Source organism: Luteimonas cucumeris, assembly GCF_007830035.1.
GTDB lineage: Bacteria > Pseudomonadota > Gammaproteobacteria > Xanthomonadales > Xanthomonadaceae > Luteimonas_C > Luteimonas_C cucumeris.
This window is the reverse complement of record NZ_VLKN01000001.1, coordinates 596,080-618,291: the sequence shown is the minus strand read 5'-3', so window position 1 is coordinate 618,291 and position 22,212 is coordinate 596,080. Positions and strand designations below refer to the sequence as shown.

The following is a 22,212-nucleotide window of genomic DNA, read 5'->3' as shown; positions in this document are numbered from 1 at the left end:
TCATCGCTGCGACATCGACCGCCTCAATTTCCCCACGGGCCACGGGACATCGTCCGCGAATTGCGGTAAAGATATTCGTGCCTGATAGCGGGGCTGCATGTGGGCCCCATCCCTGATACCCGCTTAGGAATGTCGGATGACCCGATCCCGCGCACACAGGATGCTGCACCGCCTGCTGTGGACGCTGTCGTGCGTTCTCGTCCTTGCCGGCACTCCGGCCATGCAAGCCGCATGCGCCACGCCTACTGTCTCGACGGCCGCGCCTGCGCAGGTCGGGACCGCGGAGCCCGGGGCCGACAGCCACGAGGTCACTGTCCGCTATTTCAATCGCGACGTGATGGTCCTGCGCGGTCCCTTCATGGGACGTCCGGTCCAGGTGCGCGCCGCCGCGGCTGAAGCCAACCTCGGGAACATCATCGAGAAGCCCGGCATTCCGAAGGTGGACTTCCGGCAGGTAACCGAAGGCCTCATCGTCCTGCTGGGTGGCGACGTGGTCAGCATCATCACGCCGCAGGACCTGGATGCTCTGCATGGCCAGACCTTCGCGCAGGCACGTGCCGACATCGCACGACGGCTCGGCGATGCGGTGCAGGCCGCCGAGCGCGATCGCGCCCCCCGGCAGTTGCTGCGCGGCGTACTCATGACCCTGCTTGCCTGCGCCGTCGCGCTGCTGCTGATGGTGGCGGCGCTGCGCCTCGGCCGATTCGCGCGTGCGCGCTTCACCCGGTGGCTGGACCGGCGTGTCGCGGGAACGCACCGCGAATCCACCCGACACATGGTGCTCGGGCTGCGTTCACTGGGCGACTGGACCCTGCGCCTGGCGACGGCCCTGGTCGTGCTGTTCGTGGTGGAGGAATGGCTGCGCTTCGTGCTGGGCCAGTTCGGCTTTACCCAGCCCTGGGCGCTGGCCATGACCGGCTGGATCGTGCAGCGGGCGACCGCCTGGGCGCACGCCATCGCCGGCGCCATTCCCGGACTGGTGACCGCGGTCGTCATCTTCCTGCTGGCGCGTGTGATCACGCGGACGATCGGCATGACCTTCCGTGGCGTGCAGAGCGGCCGCTTCCAGTTGTTCGGCATCGATCGCGAACTGGCGGAGCCGACCCGCAAGCTGATCGTGGCCGTGGTCTGGCTGTTCGCGGTCGCGATGGCCTATCCCTACCTGCCCGGTTCGGATACCGATGCGTTCAAGGGCCTGAGCGTGTTGGTCGGCCTGATGGTGTCGCTGGGCGCATCGGGCATCGTCGGCCAGGCCGCAGGCGGATTCACCATCCTCTACTCGCGCACGATGTCGGTGGGCGACCTGGTGCGCAGTGGCGACGTGGAGGGCATCGTCATGCAGATCGGCCTGTTCACCACCCGCATCCGCACCGTCACCGGCGTTGAGGTCAGCATTCCCAACACGGTCGTGCTGAGCGGACAGCTGCAGAACTTTTCGCGCCATCCCGACGGCCCGGGCATGTGGATCGAAACCGGCGTGACCATCGGCTACGACACGCCATGGCGGCAGGTCCATCGCATGCTGCTGGATGCCGCTGCAAAGACCGCGAAGATACAGACGCAGCCGGCGCCGTTCGTGTTGCAGACGGCGCTGTCGGACTTCTACGTGGAATATCGCTTGCGTGCTCGCGTGATAGATGCCGCGACGCGCGTCTTCATCCTCAGCGAACTGCACGCCAACATCCAGGATGCCTTCAACAGCGCCGGCGTGCAGATCATGTCGCCGCACTACGAAGCCGATCCCGAGCAGGCGAAGCTGGTGGCTCCCGGGCAGTGGGAAGGCGTGCCCAACACGCTCGACACCGATGCGAATCTGGCACCGGACAGTGGCGGGGATGCGCGTTGAGCGTTCGATGATGCATTGACGGACGATCGGATTCGAGCTCGGGCCGTGCCCTCGGCGGTAGCCGGGCAACCGCGACCCACGCAGTACAATACGGCGATGCAGATCGGCCGCCACCGCATCGACCCGCCCGTGATCCTCGCGCCGATGGCCGGGGTGACCGACAAGCCGTTCCGCCAGCTATGCAAGCGACTGGGCGCGGGATTGGCGGTGTCGGAAATGACGATCTCCGATCCGCGCTTCTGGAAGACCGACAAGTCACTGCGCCGCATGGACCATGCCGGCGAACCCGATCCGATCAGCGTGCAGATCGCCGGCACCGTGCCCGAAATGCTGGCCGATGCCGCACGTTACAACGTCGACCACGGCGCGCAGATCATCGACATCAACATGGGCTGCCCGGCGAAGAAGGTGTGCAACGCCTGGGCGGGCTCGGCGCTGATGCGTGACGAGGCGCTGGTGGAACGCATCCTCGGCGCGGTGGTGAAGGCGGTCGACGTGCCGGTGACGTTGAAGATCCGCACCGGATGGAACGTCGACAACCGCAATGCGCCGACGATCGCGCGCATCGCCGAGGATGCCGGCATCGCCGCGCTGGCCGTGCACGGCCGCACCCGCGACCAGCAATACAGCGGCAACGCCGAGTACGACACGATCGCGGCGATCAAGTCCGCGCTGGCCATTCCCGTATTCGCCAACGGCGACGTCGATTCGCCACATAAAGCGGCCGAAGTGCTGGAGCGCACCGGCGCCGACGCGATCCTGATCGGGCGCGCTGCCCAGGGCCGGCCATGGATCTTCCGCGAAGTCGCACACCATCTTTCCACCGGCGAGATCCTGCCCCCACCACCACTGGCGGAGGTGCGCGACATCCTGCTGGAGCACCTTGAGGCCCTGCACGCGTTCTACGGCGAAGTGGCCGGCGTGCGCATCGCGCGCAAGCACCTGGGCTGGTATGCAAAGGACCGTCCGGAGCACACGGACGAGCAGCGCGCGGCTTTCCGTGCCGTGGTCAACCGCGCCGAGAGCGCACAGGCGCAGATCGTGCTGACGCGGGATTATTTCGATGCGCTGATCGCGGGCGTCGCGCTGCCGTTGCCGGTGGCGGCCTAGAACATTTCCGTCACGGACAGGATCCGGCCCGACGCGGATATTCCTGTCATCCGCACGAGGGGAACCTCAAAGACCCGTGTTGTTGTCCGACACGCGCCTGGCCATCAGCGAGATCGCGATGTAGGACACGCCGGCGAAGACCAGCGCAATGCCCGCGACGACACCCGGGGTGTGGATGTCGGAGAACTTGAAGCGCAGCGCCAGCACCAGGCCCGTGCCCAGCGACACCGCGCCAGACCCGAGCACCCAGCCCCAGCCATCGCGAGGACGGATCTTCAGCGCCAGCGCGATCTGCGAGATGCCCTGCAACAGCAGCACCACGCCGATGACAATCGAGACCGCGACGGCGCCGACGAAGGGGTTGAGGTAGATCATCACGCCACCCAGCACCTGGATCACGCCCACCGTCAGGCTGCGGATGAAGCCGGGCCAGCCATGCAGTTGGAAGGCCTGCAGTATCTGCATGGCGCCGCCGACCACCAGCACCGAACCGACAAGGATGCCCAGCGCCTTGGTCGACAACGTCGGCTGGAAGATCGCAACCGCGCCGCACGCCACCAGCACGCAGCCGAGCGCCAGGAACCACGCCCATTTCTGCTGCACGAGACCGGACATGCTTTCGCTGCGGCTACCGACTCTGGACAGTATCGACATCTCGCACCTCGCGGTTTGGAATCACGGACCCGCGCACCTCCGGCACGCGGGATCGATGCAACAGGACACTGCCGAACTAGAAATCCACGGCGTCGCGGATGATCGGGCAGGTCATGCAATGACCGCCGCCACGACCGCGGCCGAGTTCCGCACCGACGATGCTGATGACCTCGATGCCGGCCTTGCGCAGCAGGGAATTGGTATAGGTGTTGCGGTCGTAGGCGAACACCACGCCCGGCGACGCGCAGACCAGGTTGTTGCCGCTGTCCCATTGCTGGCGTTCGTAGGCGTAGGCGTCGCCGCCGTTCTCGACCACGCGCAGCTTCTTGAAGTTCAGCGCCTCGGCGACGACATCGACGAAAGGCTTGTCCTTCTCGTCGGTGATCTCGATACCCGGCGCCTTGTCGCCAGGCCGGATCGAGAACGAATGGATCTGGTTGACGATTTCCGGATAGATCGTCACGCAATCCCGGTCGGCGAAGGTGAACACCGTATCCAGGTGCATCGCCGCGCGCAGCTTCGGCATGCCGGCGGCGATCACGCGCGTCGCCGCCTTTTTCGCGAACAGCGCCGCCGCCACCTGCGTGATCGCCTGCCGCGAGGTGCGCTCGCTCATGCCGATCAGCACCGCGCCGTTGCCGATCGGCATCACGTCGCCGCCCTCGAAAGTCGACAGGCCCCAGTCCTGCTCCGGGTCTCCCCACCACACGTTGGCGCCGACGAAATCCGGATGGAACTGGTAGATCGCCTTCATCAGCAGCGTCTCGTCGTGACGCGCCGGCCAATACAGCGGATTCAGTGTCACGCCGCCGTAGATCCAGCAGGTGGTGTCGCGCGTGTACAGCGTGTTCGGCAGCGGCGGCATCAGGTATTCGCGCACGCCGGTCGGCTCGCGTGCCAGCGAAAGATAGTCGGGACGAAAATCCTTCGGCAGGTCGACGGTCGACAGGCCGCCGATCAGGTACTCGGTCAGGGTGCGTGGTTCGAGGCTGTCGAGGAAGGCACGGGTGTCTTCGACCAGTCCGAGCCCGACTTCGTTGGCGACGATCTTGCGGTCCAGCAACCAGGCCTTGGCCTCGGGAATCGCCATGGTTTCGGCCAGCAGGTTGTGCAGCTCGACCACCTCGACGCCACGATCGCGCATCTTGGTCATGAAATCGAAATGGTCGCGCTTGGCGTTCTGCACCCACATCACGTCGTCGAACAGCAGGTCGTCGCAGTTGCTCGGGGTCAGGCGCGTGTGCGCCAGGCCAGGCGCGCAGACCAGTACCTTACGCAGCTGGCCGACTTCGGAATGGACGCCGTAGCTGGCGGCTTTGGATTCAGTCATTGCCCTTCACCTCTGTCAGATTGAGATCTGGCCCGTCGCCAGGCCATATACCGCGTAGACCGCGCCGAGCACCGCGATCGCGAACACCACCCATTCGGCCGGCGTGAACAGTGGCTTGCCCTGTTCGCGCCGTGTCATGTAGTACAGCAGCGTGCCCGGCGCGTAGATCAGGAAGCCGAGCACCATGAACTTCACGCCACCGGCGAACAGCAGGAACAGCGTGTAGACCACCGCCAGGATCGCGATGATCCTGTCCTTGCCGAGATCGCCGGGATTGCTGTCATAGGTTTCGCGCCTGAGCACCAGCTTCAGCGCGAACGCCGCGGCGAAGAAATAGGGGAACAGCGACAGGTGGCTGCACAGCGACAGCGCGAAGGTGAAGGCATCCGCCGAGAACAGCGTCGCGACCAGCACCAGCTGGATCAGAAGCGACGTCATCAGCAGCGCGGTGGACGGCACCTGCTTGGCGTTCTCGCGTGCGATGAACGCCGGCATGTCCTTTTTCTTGGCCGCGACCGACAGCACTTCAGCGGCCATCAGCGTCCACGCCAGATAGGCGCCCAGCACCGAGATGATCAGGCCGCCGCCGATGAAGATCGCGCCCCAGCGTCCGACCACGGATTCGAGCACGCCACCGACCGACGGCTGGCGCAGCGCGGCCAGTTCGGCACGCGGCAGGATGCCGTAGGCCAGGATCGACACCGACGCGAACAATGCCAGCACACCCAGGAAACCGGTGACGGTGGCGATGCCGACATGCTCGCGCTTCTGCGCGAAACGCGAATAATTGCTCGCACCCTCGATGCCCAGGAACACGAACACGGTGACCAGCATCGTCGCCTTGACCTGCTCGAACAGGTTGTCGTAGCCCTTTTCGCCGCCCCACAGGTTGTCGACGAACACGTCGGGCTTGAACGCGAAGATCACGAGCACCAGGAACACCAGCAGCGGGATGACCTTGGCGATGGTGACGATCTTGTTGATCGCGGCCGCTTCCTTGACTCCGCGCAGTACCATGAAATGAAAAGCCCAGATGCCGATCGAGGAGACCAGCACCGCCATCAGCGTGTTGCCCTCGCCGAAGCCGGGGAACACGCCGCCGAGCGTCGACTTGATCAGGATCCAGTACGACACGTTGCCGACGCAGGCGCTGGCCCAGTAGCCAAACGCTGAAAAGAAGCCCAGGTAGGGCCCGAAGCCCGCGCGCGCATAGGCATAGACGCCGGCATCCAGGTCCGGCTTGCGGTTGGCCAGCGTCTGGAACACGAGCGCCAGCATCAGCATGCCGGCGCCGGCGATCACCCAGGCGATCATCGCGCCGTACACGCCAGTGACCCGGCCGAAATTGCTGGGCAGCGAGAACACACCCGCGCCGACCATGCCGCCGACCACCATCGCGGTGAGCGCGCCAAGCGGCAACTTCTGTGTGTTCGACGGGTTGTCCGACATGCTCTGGATCTCCTGTACCGGTGCGGAAAACGGAGAAAGCGCGTACTGCGATTTGCGTATGTCGGTGAGGAATGCGCGGGACTGCAGCGACGATGCGCCTGCATCGGCGGCGCTTCCCCTTCGCGCCTCCCCCGCAGCGCGCGAATGAGCGCGCGGCTGAGCGGATACACCGCATCTTAGACATTGCCTGAATGCTTCACAACATGCGTGCAGGCAAGCGATGACGCTGCATGTCTACACGCTTTCTTCACATCACGAATGTAGGTTCCGACTGGGGTTCCCATCTTCGTGACCAACATGAAGCGCATCGATGCAGCGCAACGACTGCTGGCCGGACTGGCGATCGCCTTGGCCTGCTCGTCCGCCATGGCGGGCGGACCGCAGGAAACCGAGCTGAAAGCCGAGATATCGAGCCTGCGCCAGACCGTGGAAGCATTGCTGCAACGTGTCGCAGCGCTCGAGGCAGAGAAAAAGCAGCTCGCACAACCTGCAGCCATGCCCCAGCGCGACACCGCATCCGACAACGAAGAGGCAGCGGCTCGCATCGATGCCTCGCCACAAGGCGCCGTTGCTGCAACAATGCCGTCCGCGCCGCAGGACACTGCGGAAGCACTCGGCCTGCCGCATCCGGTGATGCCCGAGCACCCGACGATCGACGAAGACGCCGACAGCGCCGCGCGCCTCGACAACGAACCGCCTCCCAACGATCCGACGTTGGCCGGCTTCATGCTGATCCCGGGCACCGACACCCGCATCCGGATCGGCGGCTATGCCAAGCTCGACGTCATCGCCGATTCCGACGACGCCGGCGACAGCGACCTGCTGATCACGTCAGCGATTCCCGCCGGTGCACAGTCCGGACATCGCAGCGTCAACATGCATGCGCGCCAGACCCGCTTCAATTTCGAGGCGCGCCGCCCGACTTCGGTCGGCACCTTGCGTTTCTTCCTCGAAAACGACTTCTATGGTTCCGGCGGCCGCTACGGTTACAACCTGCGCCACGCATTCGGCCAGATCGGCAACACCTACGCCGGCTATGGCTGGTCGGCGTTCATGGACCTGGATTCGGGCGCAGACACCATCGACTTCGCCGGTCCCGGCGCCGCGCCGTTCGGACGGGTGGCCAGCCTCCGCCAGGGCTTCGACCTCGGCCATGGCCGCAGCCTGACGATCGCGGCCGAGCACGCGGAAGCGGAGATCACCGCGCTCGACGACGGCAGCGCGCATGGCGTCAGCAAGGCGCCGAACCTGGTCCTCGCCGCGCGCCAGGAAGGCAGCTGGGGCCATCTGCAAGCGGCGGCACTGCTGCGACGGCTGGATTACCTGGGCGACCTCGACAGCGACAGCGCCACCGGCGCCGGCATCACCGTATCGGGCTCCCTGCTCACCACCGACCGCGACATGCTGGTGTTCGGCGGCATCTATGGCAAAGGCATTTCGGCCTATCTCGGCGACATCCTGGGTATCGGCCTCGACGCTGCGGTCGACAACGACGGCAATCTCCAGACCCTGCGCAGCAGTGGCGGCTGGGCCGCCTACACCCATTACTGGAACGCACGCTGGCGCTCGAACCTGGTCTACGGCCAGCTGCGCCTGCAGGACAGCGCACTGCTCGCCGACACCGCCTTCCGCGAAAGCCAGTACGCCGCCGCCAACCTGATCTGGAGCCCAGTGCCGAGCTGGACCATGGGCCTCGAACTGCTGTACGGGCAGCTGGAGCGCCAGGACGGCATCGACGGCGACCTCACCCGCCTGCAGGGCACGCTGAAGTACGACTTCATCAAGTAGCGAACGCGCCGCAGGTTACCGCTGCGGATCCGGCACTGCGGTGACAGGCACCACCGGCTCGTTCCAGATCCGCCACCACATTTCCGGCAGGCGCCGCCGCGCTTCCCATGGCCATTGCAGTTGTTGCGGCGCGATCTCACGCCAGCCTTCAGCGTCGCGCTCGGCAACCGCGAAGCGGAAACTGAAGTCCGGCGTGCTGCCCATGCGCAGGTCGCTCAGCACCAGTTGCCGCGCACGCACTTCGGCCTTCTGGAACCCGTGGTTGAACCAGGTCAGTCGCTGCACCGCTGAAAAATCACCCGCCTGCCCCAGCGCCTGCATGTCCGAAGCGTGTGCGTCGAACTGCATTGCATGGCGGTCCACTACCAACGAGCGCTCGCCTTCGACATAGCCGTCCGGCGTCATCGCCACCACACGCCACAGCAACGTGTTGAATGGCATCGGCACCGAGAAGCGCGGGGCATCCTGCAAGCCGCGTTGTGCCAGCGCCGCCTGCGCTGCCCGTTCGACATGGAACTTGGCGACCAGCGACCAGCCGACATAGGACACGCCCAAGGCGATGCCGGCGATCAGGGCCTGCTGCGCGAACGGCTGTTGCAGCGCGAACCAGGCGACGACACAGGCCAGCAACCATGGCAACGTGAACAAGGGGTCGATAATGAACAAGCTCGACCACATCACCGGCGACATCGGCAGCGGCCACAGCAGCTGCGTGCCGTACACGGTGAAAGCGTCTATCAGTGGATGTGCCATCAGGCAGATCATGATCGCCCAGAACCATCGCCGTGGCTCCTGCGCGACGCGCCTGCCGCGGCGACGGAAAAAGGCCCAGATCGCCCATGCCGCGAATGGCAGCACGAACCACGAATGGGTCATGCCGCGATGGCAGGTCATCTGCGCGACAGGATCGCCGAACAGCGCCAGCGGAATCACATCCAGGTCCGGCAAGGTGTTGAGCGCGGCACCGGCCAGCAGCGCTGCGCGACGATGCTGCGGCGGCGCGATGGCTGCGGCAATGGCGCCGCCGTAGAACAGATGGGTGATCGAATCCATGCGGCGATGCTAACCGACGTTGATTCCGGACCGCTGTCGGTTCGCGGCATGTCGAGATCTCCGGGATCGGCCAGGTTGTCGAACAGCCGCTGATCCGGCTAAGCCGCCTTCGGCAGTACCGCGTCGCTCACCAATCGCAACCGCGGCGGCAACAGCGCTAGCGTGTCGCCCGTATGCGACAGCAGTCGCAGCGTGCCGTCGGCATCCTCGGCCAGCGCGGTCAGGCTCTCGACCCAGTCGCCGTCGTTGGCGTAGATCAATCCCTCGCGCATGACCAGTCCGGCGCGATGGATGTGGCCGCAGACGATGCCATCCAGGCCGCGGCGGCGCGCGTCGTCCAGTCCGGCCTGCACGAAGCGCTCGATGTAGCGCTCGGCCGCACTGCTGCGACGCTTGAGGAATTCCGACAGTGACCAGTAGCGCAGGCCCAGGCGACGACGCATGCGGTTGAGCAGCCGGTTGCCGGTGAGGATGCGGTAGTACAGCCAGTCGCCGAAGCGCTCCTGCAGGCCGCCGAAATGGGTGATGCCGTCGTAATCGTCGCCATGCGTCACCAGCAGGCGACGGCCATCGGCAGTGACGTGGATGGTGCGCCGGCGCACCTGCATCGACGGCAGCACCAGCCCGCAGAAACGGCGAATCGGGCGGTCGTGGTTGCCCGGGATGTAGATCAGCTCGGTGCCGGCACGGCGCAGCGTGTGCAACGCCTCGACCACGCGGTTGTGGGCCTGGCTCCACGCCGCGCGCCGCTGCGCCAGCCACCACAGGTCGACGATGTCACCGACCAGGTACAACCGGCCGCACTGCAGCGTCGACAGGAACGTCGCCAGCTCGTCGGCGTGGCAATGCCGGGCGCCGAGGTGGACGTCGGAAATGAAGACCGCCCGCCGCCTGTTGCCCGGGACGATCGAACGGCTCATCCGGCGCATGCCCCGGCGTGCGGATGGCGCCTGCGTTTTCCGGGTTGCGGTTGCGGCATGCCGCCCTCGGCCAGGTTCCCCAAACACCGGCAGGCTGCCCGCGCACGGCGACAGCGCGATGGCGGTTTTGCGACAGGCCGATGACCGTGATTTCCGTGCCCGGGCCTGGTTTGCTTAACTCAGGCCAACCCTGGCCCCGGCACAATGCACGCCCCGGCGTGCCCGTGTATCATGCCGGCCCATCTTTTCATCCGAATAAAGGGATGCGTCCCTTCCAGGAGCCCGCACTGATGTCGAACTACCTCTTCACTTCTGAATCGGTCTCCGAAGGCCATCCGGACAAGGTCGCCGACCAGATCTCCGATGCGGTGCTGGACGCCATCCTCGCCCAAGACAAGCGCGCGCGCGTGGCCTGCGAGACGATGGTGAAGACGGGCGTGGCGATCGTCGCCGGCGAGATCACCACCTCGGCCTGGATCGACCTCGAGGCGCTGACCCGCAAGGTGATCCTCGACATCGGCTACGACTCCTCCGACGTCGGCTTCGACGGCGCCACCTGCGGCGTGCTGAACCTGATCGGCAAGCAGTCGCCCGACATCAACCAGGGCGTCGACCGCAAGAAGCCGGAAGAACAGGGCGCCGGCGACCAGGGCCTGATGTTCGGCTACGCCACCAACGAGACCGACAGTTACATGCCGGCCGCGATCCACCTGTCGCATCGCCTCGTCGAGCAGCAGGCCAAGGTGCGCAAGGCGAAGAATTCCAAGCTGCCGTGGCTGCGCCCGGACGCCAAGTCGCAGGTCACCCTGCGCTACGAGAACGGCAAGGCCGTGGCCATCGACGCGGTGGTGCTGTCGACCCAGCACGATCCGGACATCAAGCAGAAGGATCTGGTCGAAGCGGTGCGCGAGCACATCCTGAAGCCGGTGCTGCCGGCCAAGTGGCTGCACAAGGGCACCAAGTTCCACATCAACCCGACCGGCAAGTTCGTGATCGGCGGACCGGTGGGCGACTGCGGCCTGACCGGCCGCAAGATCATCGTCGACACCTACGGCGGCTGGGCGCGCCACGGTGGCGGCGCGTTCTCGGGCAAGGATCCGTCGAAGGTCGATCGTTCCGCCGCGTACGCCGCGCGTTACGTCGCCAAGAACGTGGTCGCCGCCGGCCTGGCGGACCGCTGCGAAGTGCAGGTTTCCTACGCCATCGGCGTGGCCCAGCCGACCTCGATCTCGGTCACCACCTTCGGCACCGGCAAGATCAGCGACGACAAGATCGAGAAGCTGATCCGCAAGCATTTCGACCTGCGTCCGTACGGCATCATCCAGATGCTCGACCTGATCCACCCGATGTACCAGGACACCGCCGCCTACGGCCATTTCGGTCGCAAGCCGAAGCAGGTCACCTACACTGACGCCGCCGGCAAGAAGCACACTGCCACCGCGTTCTCGTGGGAACTGACCGACAAGGCCGACGAACTGCGCAAGGCCGCCGGCCTGAAGTAAGGCGACACCTCGTGCCGGGCGCAGGCGTCCGGCACGTTCGAAACAGGCGTGGCGCGTCTTCGACCGCCACGCCCTCCTCCATCGAGGGGCGCTGCAATCCCGCAACGGGAACAGGCTCGATGGACGGCTACCGTAACAACGGCGCCCGTTAATGCGAGTCGACAGACTCCCAACAACGGAGCAACACATGAACGCACAAGTCAGACCCGCTTCTACGAAGCAATTCTCGACCGAAGGCGACTACAAGGTCGCCGACATCACCCTGGCCGATTGGGGCCGCAAGGAAATCGACATCGCCGAGCACGAGATGCCGGGCCTGATGTCGATCCGCAAGAAGCACGCCGCCGCCAAGCCGCTCAAGGGCGTGCGCGTCACCGGCTCGCTGCACATGACCATCCAGACCGCGGTGCTGATCGAGACGCTGAAGGACATCGGCGCCGACGTGCGCTGGGCTTCATGCAACATCTTCTCGACCCAGGACCACGCCGCCGCCGCGATCGCCGCAACCGGCACGCCGGTGTTCGCGTGGAAGGGCGAGTCGCTGGAAGAGTATTGGGATTGCACGCTGGACGCCGTTACGTTCCCGGGCGGCAAAGGTCCGGAGCTGGTCGTCGACGACGGCGGCGACGTGACCCTGCTGATCCACAAGGGCTACGAGCTGGAACAGGGTTCGAAGTGGGTCGACGAGCCGGCCTCCTCGCATGAGGAAGGCGTCATCAAGAACCTGCTCAAGCGCGTCGCTAAGGAGCGTCCCGGTTTCTGGACCAATGTGGTCAAGGACTGGAAGGGCGTTTCGGAAGAGACAACCACTGGCGTGCACCGCCTTTACCAGATCGCCGAACAGGGCAAGCTGCTAGTGCCTGCGATCAACGTCAACGACTCGGTCACCAAGTCCAAGTTCGACAACCTGTACGGCTGCCGCGAGTCGCTGGCCGATGGCCTGAAGCGCGCGATGGACGTGATGCTCGCCGGCAAGGTCGCGGTCGTGTGCGGCTATGGCGACGTCGGCAAGGGTTCGGCGCATTCGCTGCGCGCTTACGGCGCGCGCGTGATCGTCACCGAGATCGATCCGATCTGCGCGCTGCAGGCGGCGATGGAAGGCTTCGAAGTCGCGCCGGTCGAGGACACCCTCGGCACCGCCGACATCTACGTCACCACCACCGGCAACAAGGACGTGCTGACGCTCAAGCACATGCAGTCGATGAAGGACCAGGCCATCGTCTGCAACATCGGCCACTTCGACAACGAGATCCAGGTCGACGCGCTGAACGCTTCGGGCGCCAAGAAGATCAACATCAAGCCGCAGGTGGACAAGTACGTCATCAAGCCGGGCCAGGAAATCTTCCTGCTCGCCGAAGGCCGCCTGGTGAACCTGGGCTGCGCCACCGGCCATCCGAGCTTCGTGATGTCGAACTCGTTCTCCAACCAGACGCTCGCGCAGATCGACCTGTGGGCGAACAAGGACAAGTACGAGAAGACCGTGTACCGCCTGCCCAAGGCGCTGGACGAGGAAGTCGCGCGCCTGCACCTGGAAAAGATCGGCGTGAAGCTGACCAAGCTGACCCAGGAACAGGCCGATTACCTCGGCGTGGCGGTGGAAGGCCCGTACAAGCCGGATCATTACCGCTATTGATGCCTTGAAGCCCTCTCCCGCCTGCGGGAGAGGGTTGGGTGAGGGCGCGCGGACCCGCACGATCCCGCCGTCACCGGTTTGGTGAAGCAAAGTCGCTGGGGCCCCGCCTTCGCGGGGATGACAGCTCGAAGCAAAAAAGCAAAAACCGACCCGGCTACGGCCGGGTCCGTTCCGGAGCAAGCGATGCGGATACCTGTCAGCTTCGAATTCTTCCCGCCCAAGACCGTCGAACAGCGCGAGCAGCTCGATAAAGTCGCTGTTCGCTTGAAGAAGCTCCAACCCGAATACGTGTCCTGCACCTTCGGCGCCGGTGGCTCGACGCTGGACTACACGCCCGAAACCGTGCACCGACTGCACCACACCCACGGTCTCGATGCAGCCCCGCACATCTCATGCGTCGGAGGCACGCGCGCGGAACTGGGCGCCTTGCTGGAACGCTACAAAGGCATGGGCTGCAAACGTATCGTCGCGCTGCGTGGCGACCTGCCGTCGGGCATGGGCCATACCGGCGATTTCCGCTATGCCACCGAACTGGTCGAGTTCATCCGCCGCGAGCACGACGGCTTCTTCCACATCGAAGTCGGCTGCTATCCGGAAACCCATCCGCAATCCGAGCACGCTCTGGCCGACCTGAAGCACTTCAAGACCAAGATCGACGCCGGCGCCGACGGTGCGATCAGCCAGTATTTCTACAACGCCGACGCCTATTTCCGCTTTGTCGACGACGCGCGCAGGATGGGCATCACGATTCCGATCGTGCCGGGCATCATGCCGATCTCCAATTTCAGCCAGCTGCGGCGTTTCTCGGAGACCTGCGGCGCCGAGATCCCGCGCTGGATCGGCAAGCGGATGCTCGGTTACGGTGACGATGTGGACAGCATCCGCGAATTCGCCGCCGATTTCGTTGCCGACCTGTGCCGGCGCCTGGTCGAAGGCGGCGCGCCTGCGTTGCACTTCTATACGCTCAACCTGTCCAAGCCGACGCTCAGCGTGCTTTCACGGCTGGACGCTTGATCCTGACACCGGACGAGCATCGCCGAAGGCCTGTCTTCCGGCAGGCGCCCAGGAAGCAGGTCCCTCGCTTCGCGCGGGATGACCACGACAAGGGCGAACGCGGGCTGGACGTGTATCTTGCACTTCCGACCGGTCGCAGCGGGCGCTAGTCTGCTGCAATGCCGCTGCCCGTCCGCGCCCGCTACCTGATGCCGTTGCTGCTCGCCGTGATGGCGTTGTGGCCGTTGCAGGCATCCGCGCAGGTCCGTCGATGCACCGGGCCGGACGGTAATCCCGTCTACACCGATCGCCCCTGCGAGTACATTGGCGCGACCGCGCGTCTGCCGCGCACCGACATCGCGACGTCGGGGGCATCACGTGGCTATCGCGGCGGTTGCGCGCGCTCGGTGCGCGACCTGGTCTACGAACTCACTGCCGCATTCGACAACCACGACGCCAATCGTCTCGCAGGCGTTGCGCACTGGGTCGGCATGTCGACGCACGGCGCCTACAGCCAGATGGCGCGGCTGGACGCACTGGCGCAGCGGACATTGATCGACATCGTGCCGGTCTATCCAGCCGTGCACGTGGTGGTGGAAGACGCGCCGTCGGCGAACGGCTCCGCGACGACCCTTCCCTTTCGCCTCGAGGGCCATGGCCAGGACGGGCCGGATGCGGAGGCTCCACCGATGCAGGAAGCGGTCGTGCAGGCGTATCCGCCCACCGCCATCCCGAACCGTCCGCCGGTCGCGTTGCGTATCGAACAGACCCTCGCCAATGGCAGCACGCCGTCGCGCACGGTGTTCGGACTGCAACGCCACCTGGGTTGCTGGTGGATCCGGCTCTGAGCGACACCGTAGGCGCGACATCAACCGCGAGCTGTTTGCCGTCATTCCGAGCGAAGCGAGGGACCTGCTTGTTGTCGCTTAAGAAAAAACAGGTCCTCGCTTCGCTCGGGATGACAGCTCCGCCAAACACCTTCAAATCCGCCTTCAGGCACAATATCGCTCCTGACTTTCGTGTTCCGAGGAACCCCCGGCATGCAGTACCCCGAATGGATCTGGCAGAACGGCGCGATCAAGCCCTGGGCCGACGCGACCACGCACGTGATGTCGCATGCGCTGCATTACGGTTCTTCGGTGTTCGAAGGCATTCGCAGTTACGACACCGCCAACGGTCCGGTGATTTTCCGGCTGACCGACCACAACCGGCGCCTGTTCGCCTCGGCCAAGATCTACGACATGGCGATCCCGTATTCGCTGGAGCAGATCAACCAGGCCTGCCGCGACGTGCTCAAGGCCAACGGCCACACCACCGACTACCTGCGTCCCGTTGCCTACCGCGGCCTGGGCGGCTTCGGCCTGTCGGCAGACACGCCGACCGACGTCGCGGTGGCGACCTGGAAGATGGGTCAGTACCTGGGCGCCAGCGTGCTCGAGGAAGGCATCGATGCCTGCGTGTCCAGTTGGCAGCGTTTCGCGCCCAACACGATTCCGGCCGGCGCCAAGGCCGGCGGCAATTATCTGTCCGGCCAGCTGGTCGCGCGCGAGGCGCGCCGGCTCGGCTTCGGCGAAGGCATCGCGCTGGCATCGACCGGGTTGCTGAGCGAAGGCGCCGGCGAGAATCTGTTCCTGGTGTTCGACGGCGCGTTGCATACCACGCCGGTCAGCGCCGCACTGCTCAACGGCCTCACCCGCAACACCCTGATCACGCTGGCGCGCGATGCCGGCATCGCGGTGGTCGAACGCGACCTGCCGCGTGAATACCTGTACCTGTGCGATGAACTCTTCATGTGCGGAACGGCAGCGGAGATCACTCCGATCCGTTCGGTGGATGGCCGCCAGGTCGGTGCCGGCAAGCCCGGCCCGATCACCCAGAAGATGCAGGAACTGTTCTTCGGCCTGTTCAACGGCAAGACGGCGGACAAGTACGGCTGGCTCGAAGCGGTTTGAGTCGTAGGGCGCAATAAGCGAAAGCGCATTGCGCCGGGGCACCGAGCACGTTGTCCATGCCTGTTCGGCGCATTACGCCTTCGGCTGATGCGCCCTACGCCTCGCGCGGCGCCGAGAACGTCAGCGTCGCAATCACGCCGCGCTCCTCGCCCGGCACGACGCGTACCTGCCAGTTGTACAGCGCGCACAGCCTGCGCACGATCGACAGGCCGATGCCGCCGCCCTGCGAATGCTCGGCATGGGTGCCGCGGTAACCGCGTTCGAACAGGCGCGCTGCATCTTCCGCGCTCAGGCCCGGGCCGGAGTCGATCACCTCGACCGCCTTCGCCTGCGGCAACAACCGCACGATGACCTCGCCCGAAGTGGTGTACTTGACCGCGTTGCCGATCAGGTTGCCAAGCGCGACATTGACCGCTGATTCCGGCGCATCGACAACCAGGCCGCGTTCGCCTTCCATGCGCAGTTCCAGTGGCTTGCCGCCAAGCTGGGTGCGATGCGCGTCGAGCAGCTGTTCGGACAGCCGGGCCACGTCGGTCGCACCATGGCCGCGTTCGTTGCGCGACAGCAGCAGCAGCGCGCTGATCAGGTCGGTGCATTGCTGTTCGGCGCGCTGGATGCGCTGCAATCGCGCGCGCGTCTTTTCGTCCAGTTCCGGGCGCGACAGCAGCAGTTCGACCGCGCCCTTGATCACGGCCAGTGGCGTACGCAGTTCATGGCTGACGTCGGCGTTGAACTCGCGGTCGCGCTGCACGACTTCGGTCAGGCGCGCGGCGTAATCGTCGAGCGCTTCCGCCAGCTGCCCGACTTCGTCGTCGGGGAAATGCGCCGCCAGTTTTTCAGGTTGCGCGCTGTCGCCGGAAGCCTGCAGGCGCCGCGCCAGTTCCGAGACCGGGCTCATCACGCGCGAGGCCGCCCACCAGCCGACCAGCAGCGACAACAGGGTGAAGATGATCACCGAACTGTAGATGGCGCGATTGAACTGCGTTTCGCTGCGCGCGGCCTGGGTCATGTCGTAGGCCAGGAAGAACCATTCGTTCGGCGTCTTGCGCACTGCCAGCTTGTACGCGAACGGGCTGCCATCGGCATTGCGGCCCTGGATGCTGTGGATGCCGTCCGCCAGTTCGTACCAGTCCGGCTGCTCGCTGCGCAGTTCCTCGAAGCGGTCCTTCCTGACCACGCGGCCGAGCATCTGCTGCACGCCGAACTCCGGCTTCTTGTCGGGTTCTGCGAAGTACTGGCGCGCGTACTCGTCGATGTTGCGGTTCATCACGTCTTCGACGATCTCGTTCTCGACGCGGCCGCGCGTCCAGTTGGTCGCGAACGCGAACAGTGCCGTCAGGCCGAAGCCCAGCAGCACGAACGAGAGGATGATGCGGCTGCGCAGCCGCCGCCGGTAGCGCGATGCGTGACGCGCGGGCGCAGGCGAATCAGGCGCCGGCATCGGGCTCGGCGATGCGGTAGCCGATGCCGTGGCGGGTCTGGATCAGCTGCGTCGGGAACGGCTTGTCGACCACCGCGCGCAGGCCATGGATGTGCACGCGCAACGAATCCGAATCGGGCAGTTCCTCGCCCCAGACGCGGGTTTCCAGCTCCTGGCGCGTGACCACCGCCGGCGAGGCTTCCATCAGCGCCTGCAGGATCTTCAGCGCGGTCGGGTTGAGCTGCAGCAGCTTGCCTTCTCGGCGCACTTCCAGCGTGTCGAGGTTGTATTCCAGGTCGGCCACTTCCAGCACGCGCGTCTGCACGCCGCGGCCACGGCGCGACAACGCGTTCAGGCGCACTTCCACTTCCTGCAGCGCGAACGGCTTGATCAGATAGTCGTCGGCACCGGAATCGAAGCCGGCCAGCTTGTTGTCGAGGCTGTCGCGCGCGGTCAGCATCAGTACCGGCGTCTGTTTGCGCGCCTCGTTGCGCAGCTTGCGGCAGACCTCAAGGCCATCGAGGCCCGGCAGGTTGAGGTCGAGCACGATCGCATCGAAGTCGTTGACCACCGCCAGGTGCAGTCCGGTGACGCCGTCGGCGGCGAAGTCGACGGTGTGGCCGCGATCTTCGAGATAGTCGCCAAGGTTGGCGGCGATGTCCTGGTTGTCTTCGATGACGAGAATTCGCATCAGGCTGTCCGGAAGTGAATGGGTTTCGACCGGAACCGGCGTGGCCAGTTCCGATGATCGACCGGCATTCTGGCACAAGGCACTGGACGCTCCGATGATGCCGCGCGGGGCAACAAAAAGCCCAAGCGGTGTTGGCCGCTTGGGCGAAAAGTACTGCCCCGATTACCGTAATTCTGCTTTCCGACCGGGATAGTCCAACCAGGGAGGAGACAGGATTTCGGTCCGGACTAAGCTACGCGGGAAGCGATTAAAGGGCAGTTAAACCAACTGTTAAGTATTTGTTATTTCGAATTCGAAGCAGCACCCGAGCGCCGGGAGGCATGATGCTTGCGCTGGCTTTTGGCAACGTAATCGACGATTTTTCCTGCGATATCGATGCCGCTGGCCGTTTCGATGCCTTCCAGCCCCGGCGACGAATTGACCTCGAGGATCAGTGGCCCGCGATCGGACTGCAGCAGGTCCACGCCGGCCACGCCCAGGCCCAGCACCTTCGCCGCCCGCACCGCCGCGGCCTGCTCGGCGGCATCGGCGGTCGCCGGCTCGGCCGTGCCGCCACGATGCAGGTTGGAACGGAATTCGCCCTGTTCGGCCTGGCGACGCATCGCCGCCACCACCTGGCCGCCGACCACGAAGCAGCGCAGGTCCGCGCCCTTGGCTTCGGCGATGAATTCCTGCACCAGGAAATTCGCGTACAGGCCGCGCAGCGCCTCGATCACGCCACGCGACGCCGAAGGCTTCTCGGTCAGCATCACGCCCGCGCCCTGGGTGCCCTCGTTGAGCTTGATGACATGCGGCGGCGGACCCAGCATCGACAGCAGGTCGACCGTGTCGTCCGGGTTGTCGCCGAACACCGTGGTCGGCAGGTCGATGCCCTGCGCGGCGAGCAATTGATGGCTGCGCAGCTTGTCGCGCGCGCGCAGCACCGCGCCGGCGGCGTTCGGCGTGTAGCTGCCCATCAGTTCGAACTGGCGCAGCACGGCCGTGCCGTAGCGGGTGATCGATGCGCCGATGCGCGGCAGCACCGCGTCGTAATCGGTCAGCTGACGGCCCTTGTAATGCATCTGGAAGCCGTCGCTGGCGATGCGCATGTAGCAGCGCAACGGGTCCAGCACGCGCACCGTGTGGCCGCGCTCGCGCGCGGCCTCGACCAGGCGCCGTGTCGAATACAGCTTGCCGTTGCGGGACAGGATGGCGAGTTTCATGGGGTGCCTGGGCGGGGAGTCGGCAAGGGGGGACGACCGTGCAGGAACGAGCCTGCCGGATCGATGGTGAACAGGCCGGCCATGGCGGTGCGGCCGAGCAGCATCGGGAACAGCATGGCGCCGCGATTGGTCAGGTTGATTTCGATCTCGCGCTGGCAGCCGGCCAGCTGCAGCGGCGTGCGCAGGAACACGCGCCGTTCGCGACGGCCGCCGGAATCGGCGACTTCGCGCTCGTCATGGATCGGCGCCTGTGCTTCCACCACCACGCCGCGCGCCCGGCCATGCGTCAGCCGGAAGCCCACCCAGGGCGCGCCGCCTTCGACGAAGCGCCATTGCGCATCGACATGCAGCGCCGAACTGCGCGCGCCGGTATCGATCTTGGCGCGCAGTCGCGGAACGCCCAATGCTGGCAGCGCCACCCATTCGCGCCAACCCAGGGTGACGAGCGCATCGGACATGCGGACTCCGCAGAAAACGACGGCGACACCAGGGTCGCCGTCGATAAGGGGTTGGAGCGGGTGATGGGAATCGAACCCACGCTAGCAGCTTGGGAAGCTGCAGTTCTACCATTGAACTACACCCGCCTGCGGAGCGGATTCTAGCGTGATTCCGCCGTCGGCAAACCGGGCGCCCGTTCATGCCGGGCCTGCCTGCCAAGCCGACGCGCAGCGCGCGCGGCGCCCATCGCGGGCGCCGCGGCATTGCGATCAGAACGGACGGCGCAGGCTCATGAACAGGCTGGCGTCGTGCCCGTCGCTCTGGCCGACCGTGACGCTGGCGCCGATGTTGGCGTCGAGTCCGAACATCTTCGACTCCGCGCCGATCAGCAACGTGCCGTAGTTGCGGTCGAACTCCAGCCCGGGGACCGCGTAGTCGCCGGTGCCGGGCAGCGACTGCACGTGGCCGAAGACTTCCTCGGCGTCTTCCTCGAACTCGTGGTTCCAGGAGAACTGTCCGTAGGGACGCACGCTGGCGTTGATCGCGTAGCTGGCGCGGTAGCCGACGCTGCCGATCAGCGAATCGCGGCTCTGCTCGGGGAAGGCTAGCGAGCTGGACAGCGACGCGTCGCTTTCGGCGTAGCCGTCGACGTCGATGCTCTGCGACAGCAGGCCGACGACCGGGCCATGGCGCAACGCGTCGTCACCGAACTCCCAGCCGCCGTCGATGGCGAAGCTGAGGTTGTCGCCGTCCGGCGAGCCCTGGTGGATGCGCGTGGCCGGCCCGATATGGACCTTGCGGTCGACATCGAACGACAGCTGGCTGTAGCTCAGCTGCGCGCCGGCCCACAGGCCCTGCTCGCCGTACCAGCCGAAGTAGCCGCCGATGCTGGTGTCGGTCTGATCGAAGTCGCCGGCACGATGGCCGAAATCGATCTTCTGCTGGCCATAACCGGCGAAGGCGCCGTAGACCAGGTTGGCGCGGGCCCAGTCGATGCCGAACATCAGTGTCGGGCCGCCGCCGTCGAAGCCGGCGCCGGTGCTGCCCTTGTCGAAGCGCTGGATGTCGCCGCGCAGATCGCTCCACCAGGCCATGCCGTCGGCTTCCGGCCGCGCGCTGGCCAGGTGTTCGGTGACGCGGTCGGCGCGGGCGTGGCCGATGGTTTCCGCCGAGCGCGGCAGCAACGCGATCTGGCGCGGGCCTTCCAGCACCGACACCGCCAGCTGGCTCAGCATCTGGTGCGCGGCCACGGTCGGGTGCACGCCGTCGGCGAACAGGTAGGCGCTGGCCGCATCCGGGCTGGCGTAGGTGCCGGGATTGCAGGTCAGCGACTGCGCGGTGATCTGCGGCTGGCAGGCGGTACCGGTGACATTGCGGAAACCGTACAGGCCGGGATTGGCGACCGCTTCACGCAGGAAGGAGAACGCATTGACCGGGATCACCCGCAGTCCGGCGCTGCCGAGCGCGCCGTACAGCGCATTGTTGTAGGCGGTGGCCAGCGCGGTGCCCTGCGCCACCCTGCCCTGCGCGGTGAAGGCCGGGGTCAGCCCGAGGTCGGGAATGTTTGGCACCAGCACGTAGCGCGCGCCGGCATTCTGCAGCGTGCCGACGATGCCGGCCTGTGCGGTGACCGCCGCGCCGATGACCGCCGGCGCCTGCGCCGGATCGGTGATCGAGAACAGGTCGTTGGCGCCGCCCCAGACGGTATACAGCGCGTCCGGATTGGCACGGCCGCCGGTGCTGGCGAGGTAATTGTTCATCTGCGTCGCCAGCGACGGCGTCGGCCCGAGATCGCCCGTCCGGTCGGTACCGACCATCGCACCGCCGACCGCGTAGTTGTCGCCGGTCTGGCCGTTGCCGTTGGCGGCACCATTGGTGCCGTAGTAGTCGGCCAGGTACTGCGACCAGACCCAGCCCGGGTTGGTGGTGAACTGGCCAATGAACGGCTGCGATTCCGGCGGCAGCAGCGGCCGGAAGAAGCCGCCGTCGGTCAGGCTGTCGCCGAAGAACACGGTCTGCGAATAGGTCGGCGACTGCGCCAGCGCCGGCGCAGCGGCAACAGCGAGCGCGGCGGCAATCAAGCTACGCACGGGCCTGGATGATTTCATTGGCTTCTCTCCCTGGAAGTGGTCGATCCGGACCAGAATCGGCTGCGAACCGTCAATACGACACCGGATGGTGCCGCATCGTTTCACGAAGGGTGGCCCCGCTCAAGCCTGACCAATGGGGCA

The 22,212-nt window shown here is 65.8% G+C and carries 18 protein-coding genes, 1 tRNA gene and 1 riboswitch; of the genes, 8 read left to right on the top strand and 11 right to left on the bottom strand.

Annotation, left to right across the window (positions count from 1 at the left end; all coding sequences use genetic code 11):
• The first annotated feature begins 136 nt into the window (after window positions 1-136).
• Window positions 137-1,846: a mechanosensitive ion channel family protein gene (locus tag IP90_RS02800; protein WP_144898080.1), complete on the top strand. Its 1,710-nt coding sequence runs from the start codon at window positions 137-139 to the stop codon at window positions 1,844-1,846.
• Between the two features lie 96 nt (window positions 1,847-1,942).
• Entirely contained in the window at window positions 1,943-2,956 is a 1,014-nt protein-coding gene (dusB, locus tag IP90_RS02795; protein WP_144898079.1) for a tRNA dihydrouridine synthase DusB, read from the top strand.
• 66 nt (window positions 2,957-3,022) lie between these two features.
• Here the strand turns inward: dusB and IP90_RS02790 are convergent, their stop codons facing one another.
• From IP90_RS02790 to IP90_RS02780, 3 genes are all read right to left on the bottom strand, one after another.
• Window positions 3,023-3,571: an HdeD family acid-resistance protein gene (locus tag IP90_RS02790; RefSeq protein ID WP_158635252.1), complete on the bottom strand. Its 549-nt coding sequence runs from the start codon at window positions 3,569-3,571 to the stop codon at window positions 3,023-3,025.
• Between the two features lie 115 nt (window positions 3,572-3,686).
• Window positions 3,687-4,940 (bottom strand): arginine deiminase, encoded by a 1,254-nt coding sequence (gene arcA / locus IP90_RS02785; RefSeq protein ID WP_144898077.1) that lies wholly within the window; start codon window positions 4,938-4,940, stop codon window positions 3,687-3,689.
• A gap of 15 nt (window positions 4,941-4,955) precedes the next feature.
• The gene (locus IP90_RS02780; protein WP_144898076.1) at window positions 4,956-6,389 is read right to left on the bottom strand and encodes a basic amino acid/polyamine antiporter; all 1,434 of its coding nucleotides are present in this window, start codon (window positions 6,387-6,389) and stop codon (window positions 4,956-4,958) included.
• Window positions 6,390-6,686: 297 nt separating this feature from the next.
• On the opposite strand from IP90_RS02780, the gene IP90_RS02775 reads away from it, so the two are divergent.
• Complete coding sequence (locus IP90_RS02775) at window positions 6,687-8,177, top strand: DcaP family trimeric outer membrane transporter (RefSeq protein ID WP_144898075.1); 1,491 nt, start codon at window positions 6,687-6,689, stop codon at window positions 8,175-8,177.
• Between the two features lie 15 nt (window positions 8,178-8,192).
• Here IP90_RS02775 and IP90_RS02770 read toward each other — a convergent pair whose 3' ends face one another.
• Both IP90_RS02770 and IP90_RS02765 read right to left on the bottom strand, forming a co-directional pair.
• Window positions 8,193-9,230, bottom strand: a complete 1,038-nt coding sequence (locus IP90_RS02770; RefSeq protein WP_144898074.1) for a metal-dependent hydrolase — start codon at window positions 9,228-9,230, stop codon at window positions 8,193-8,195.
• A gap of 98 nt (window positions 9,231-9,328) precedes the next feature.
• Window positions 9,329-10,150, bottom strand: coding sequence for a UDP-2,3-diacylglucosamine diphosphatase (locus tag IP90_RS02765; protein WP_144898073.1), 822 nt, complete (start codon window positions 10,148-10,150; stop codon window positions 9,329-9,331).
• A gap of 290 nt (window positions 10,151-10,440) precedes the next feature.
• Here IP90_RS02765 and metK point away from each other — a divergent pair, with 290 nt between their 5' ends.
• From metK to IP90_RS02740, 5 genes are all read left to right on the top strand, one after another.
• Window positions 10,441-11,652, top strand: a complete 1,212-nt coding sequence (metK, locus tag IP90_RS02760; RefSeq protein ID WP_144898072.1) for a methionine adenosyltransferase — start codon at window positions 10,441-10,443, stop codon at window positions 11,650-11,652.
• Between the two features lie 77 nt (window positions 11,653-11,729).
• A riboswitch (S-adenosyl-L-homocysteine riboswitch) is annotated at window positions 11,730-11,806 on the top strand.
• A gap of 33 nt (window positions 11,807-11,839) precedes the next feature.
• Complete coding sequence (gene ahcY / locus IP90_RS02755; protein WP_144898071.1) at window positions 11,840-13,285, top strand: adenosylhomocysteinase; 1,446 nt, start codon at window positions 11,840-11,842, stop codon at window positions 13,283-13,285.
• Between the two features lie 183 nt (window positions 13,286-13,468).
• On the top strand, window positions 13,469-14,299 hold the full coding sequence (gene metF / locus IP90_RS02750; protein ID WP_144898070.1) for a methylenetetrahydrofolate reductase [NAD(P)H]: 831 nt from the start codon (window positions 13,469-13,471) through the stop codon (window positions 14,297-14,299).
• 158 nt (window positions 14,300-14,457) lie between these two features.
• Entirely contained in the window at window positions 14,458-15,126 is a 669-nt protein-coding gene (locus IP90_RS02745) for a hypothetical protein (RefSeq protein WP_144898069.1), read from the top strand.
• 192 nt (window positions 15,127-15,318) lie between these two features.
• Window positions 15,319-16,230 (top strand): branched-chain amino acid transaminase, encoded by a 912-nt coding sequence (locus IP90_RS02740; protein ID WP_144898068.1) that lies wholly within the window; start codon window positions 15,319-15,321, stop codon window positions 16,228-16,230.
• 94 nt (window positions 16,231-16,324) lie between these two features.
• Here IP90_RS02740 and IP90_RS02735 read toward each other — a convergent pair whose 3' ends face one another.
• The 6 genes from IP90_RS02735 to IP90_RS02710 all read right to left on the bottom strand — a co-directional run bounded on the left by IP90_RS02735 (window position 16,325) and on the right by IP90_RS02710 (window position 22,089).
• Window positions 16,325-17,671 (bottom strand): sensor histidine kinase, encoded by a 1,347-nt coding sequence (locus IP90_RS02735; RefSeq protein WP_144898067.1) that lies wholly within the window; start codon window positions 17,669-17,671, stop codon window positions 16,325-16,327.
• Window positions 17,658-18,341 (bottom strand): response regulator transcription factor, encoded by a 684-nt coding sequence (locus IP90_RS02730; RefSeq protein WP_144898066.1) that lies wholly within the window; start codon window positions 18,339-18,341, stop codon window positions 17,658-17,660. Before IP90_RS02730 ends, IP90_RS02735 begins: the two co-directional genes overlap by 14 nt.
• Window positions 18,342-18,622: 281 nt before the next feature.
• Window positions 18,623-19,543, bottom strand: a complete 921-nt coding sequence (rimK, locus tag IP90_RS02725; RefSeq protein WP_144898065.1) for a 30S ribosomal protein S6--L-glutamate ligase — start codon at window positions 19,541-19,543, stop codon at window positions 18,623-18,625.
• A complete protein-coding gene (locus tag IP90_RS02720; protein ID WP_144898064.1) occupies window positions 19,540-20,001 on the bottom strand; it encodes an ATP-dependent zinc protease family protein in 462 nt (153 codons plus the stop codon). The genes rimK and IP90_RS02720 overlap by 4 nt, the downstream gene beginning before the upstream one ends.
• 52 nt (window positions 20,002-20,053) lie before the next feature.
• Window positions 20,054-20,127, bottom strand: a tRNA-Gly gene (locus tag IP90_RS02715).
• 123 nt (window positions 20,128-20,250) lie between these two features.
• A complete protein-coding gene (locus IP90_RS02710) occupies window positions 20,251-22,089 on the bottom strand; it encodes an autotransporter domain-containing protein (RefSeq protein WP_144898063.1) in 1,839 nt (612 codons plus the stop codon).
• Window positions 22,090-22,212: the final 123 nt, after the last annotated feature.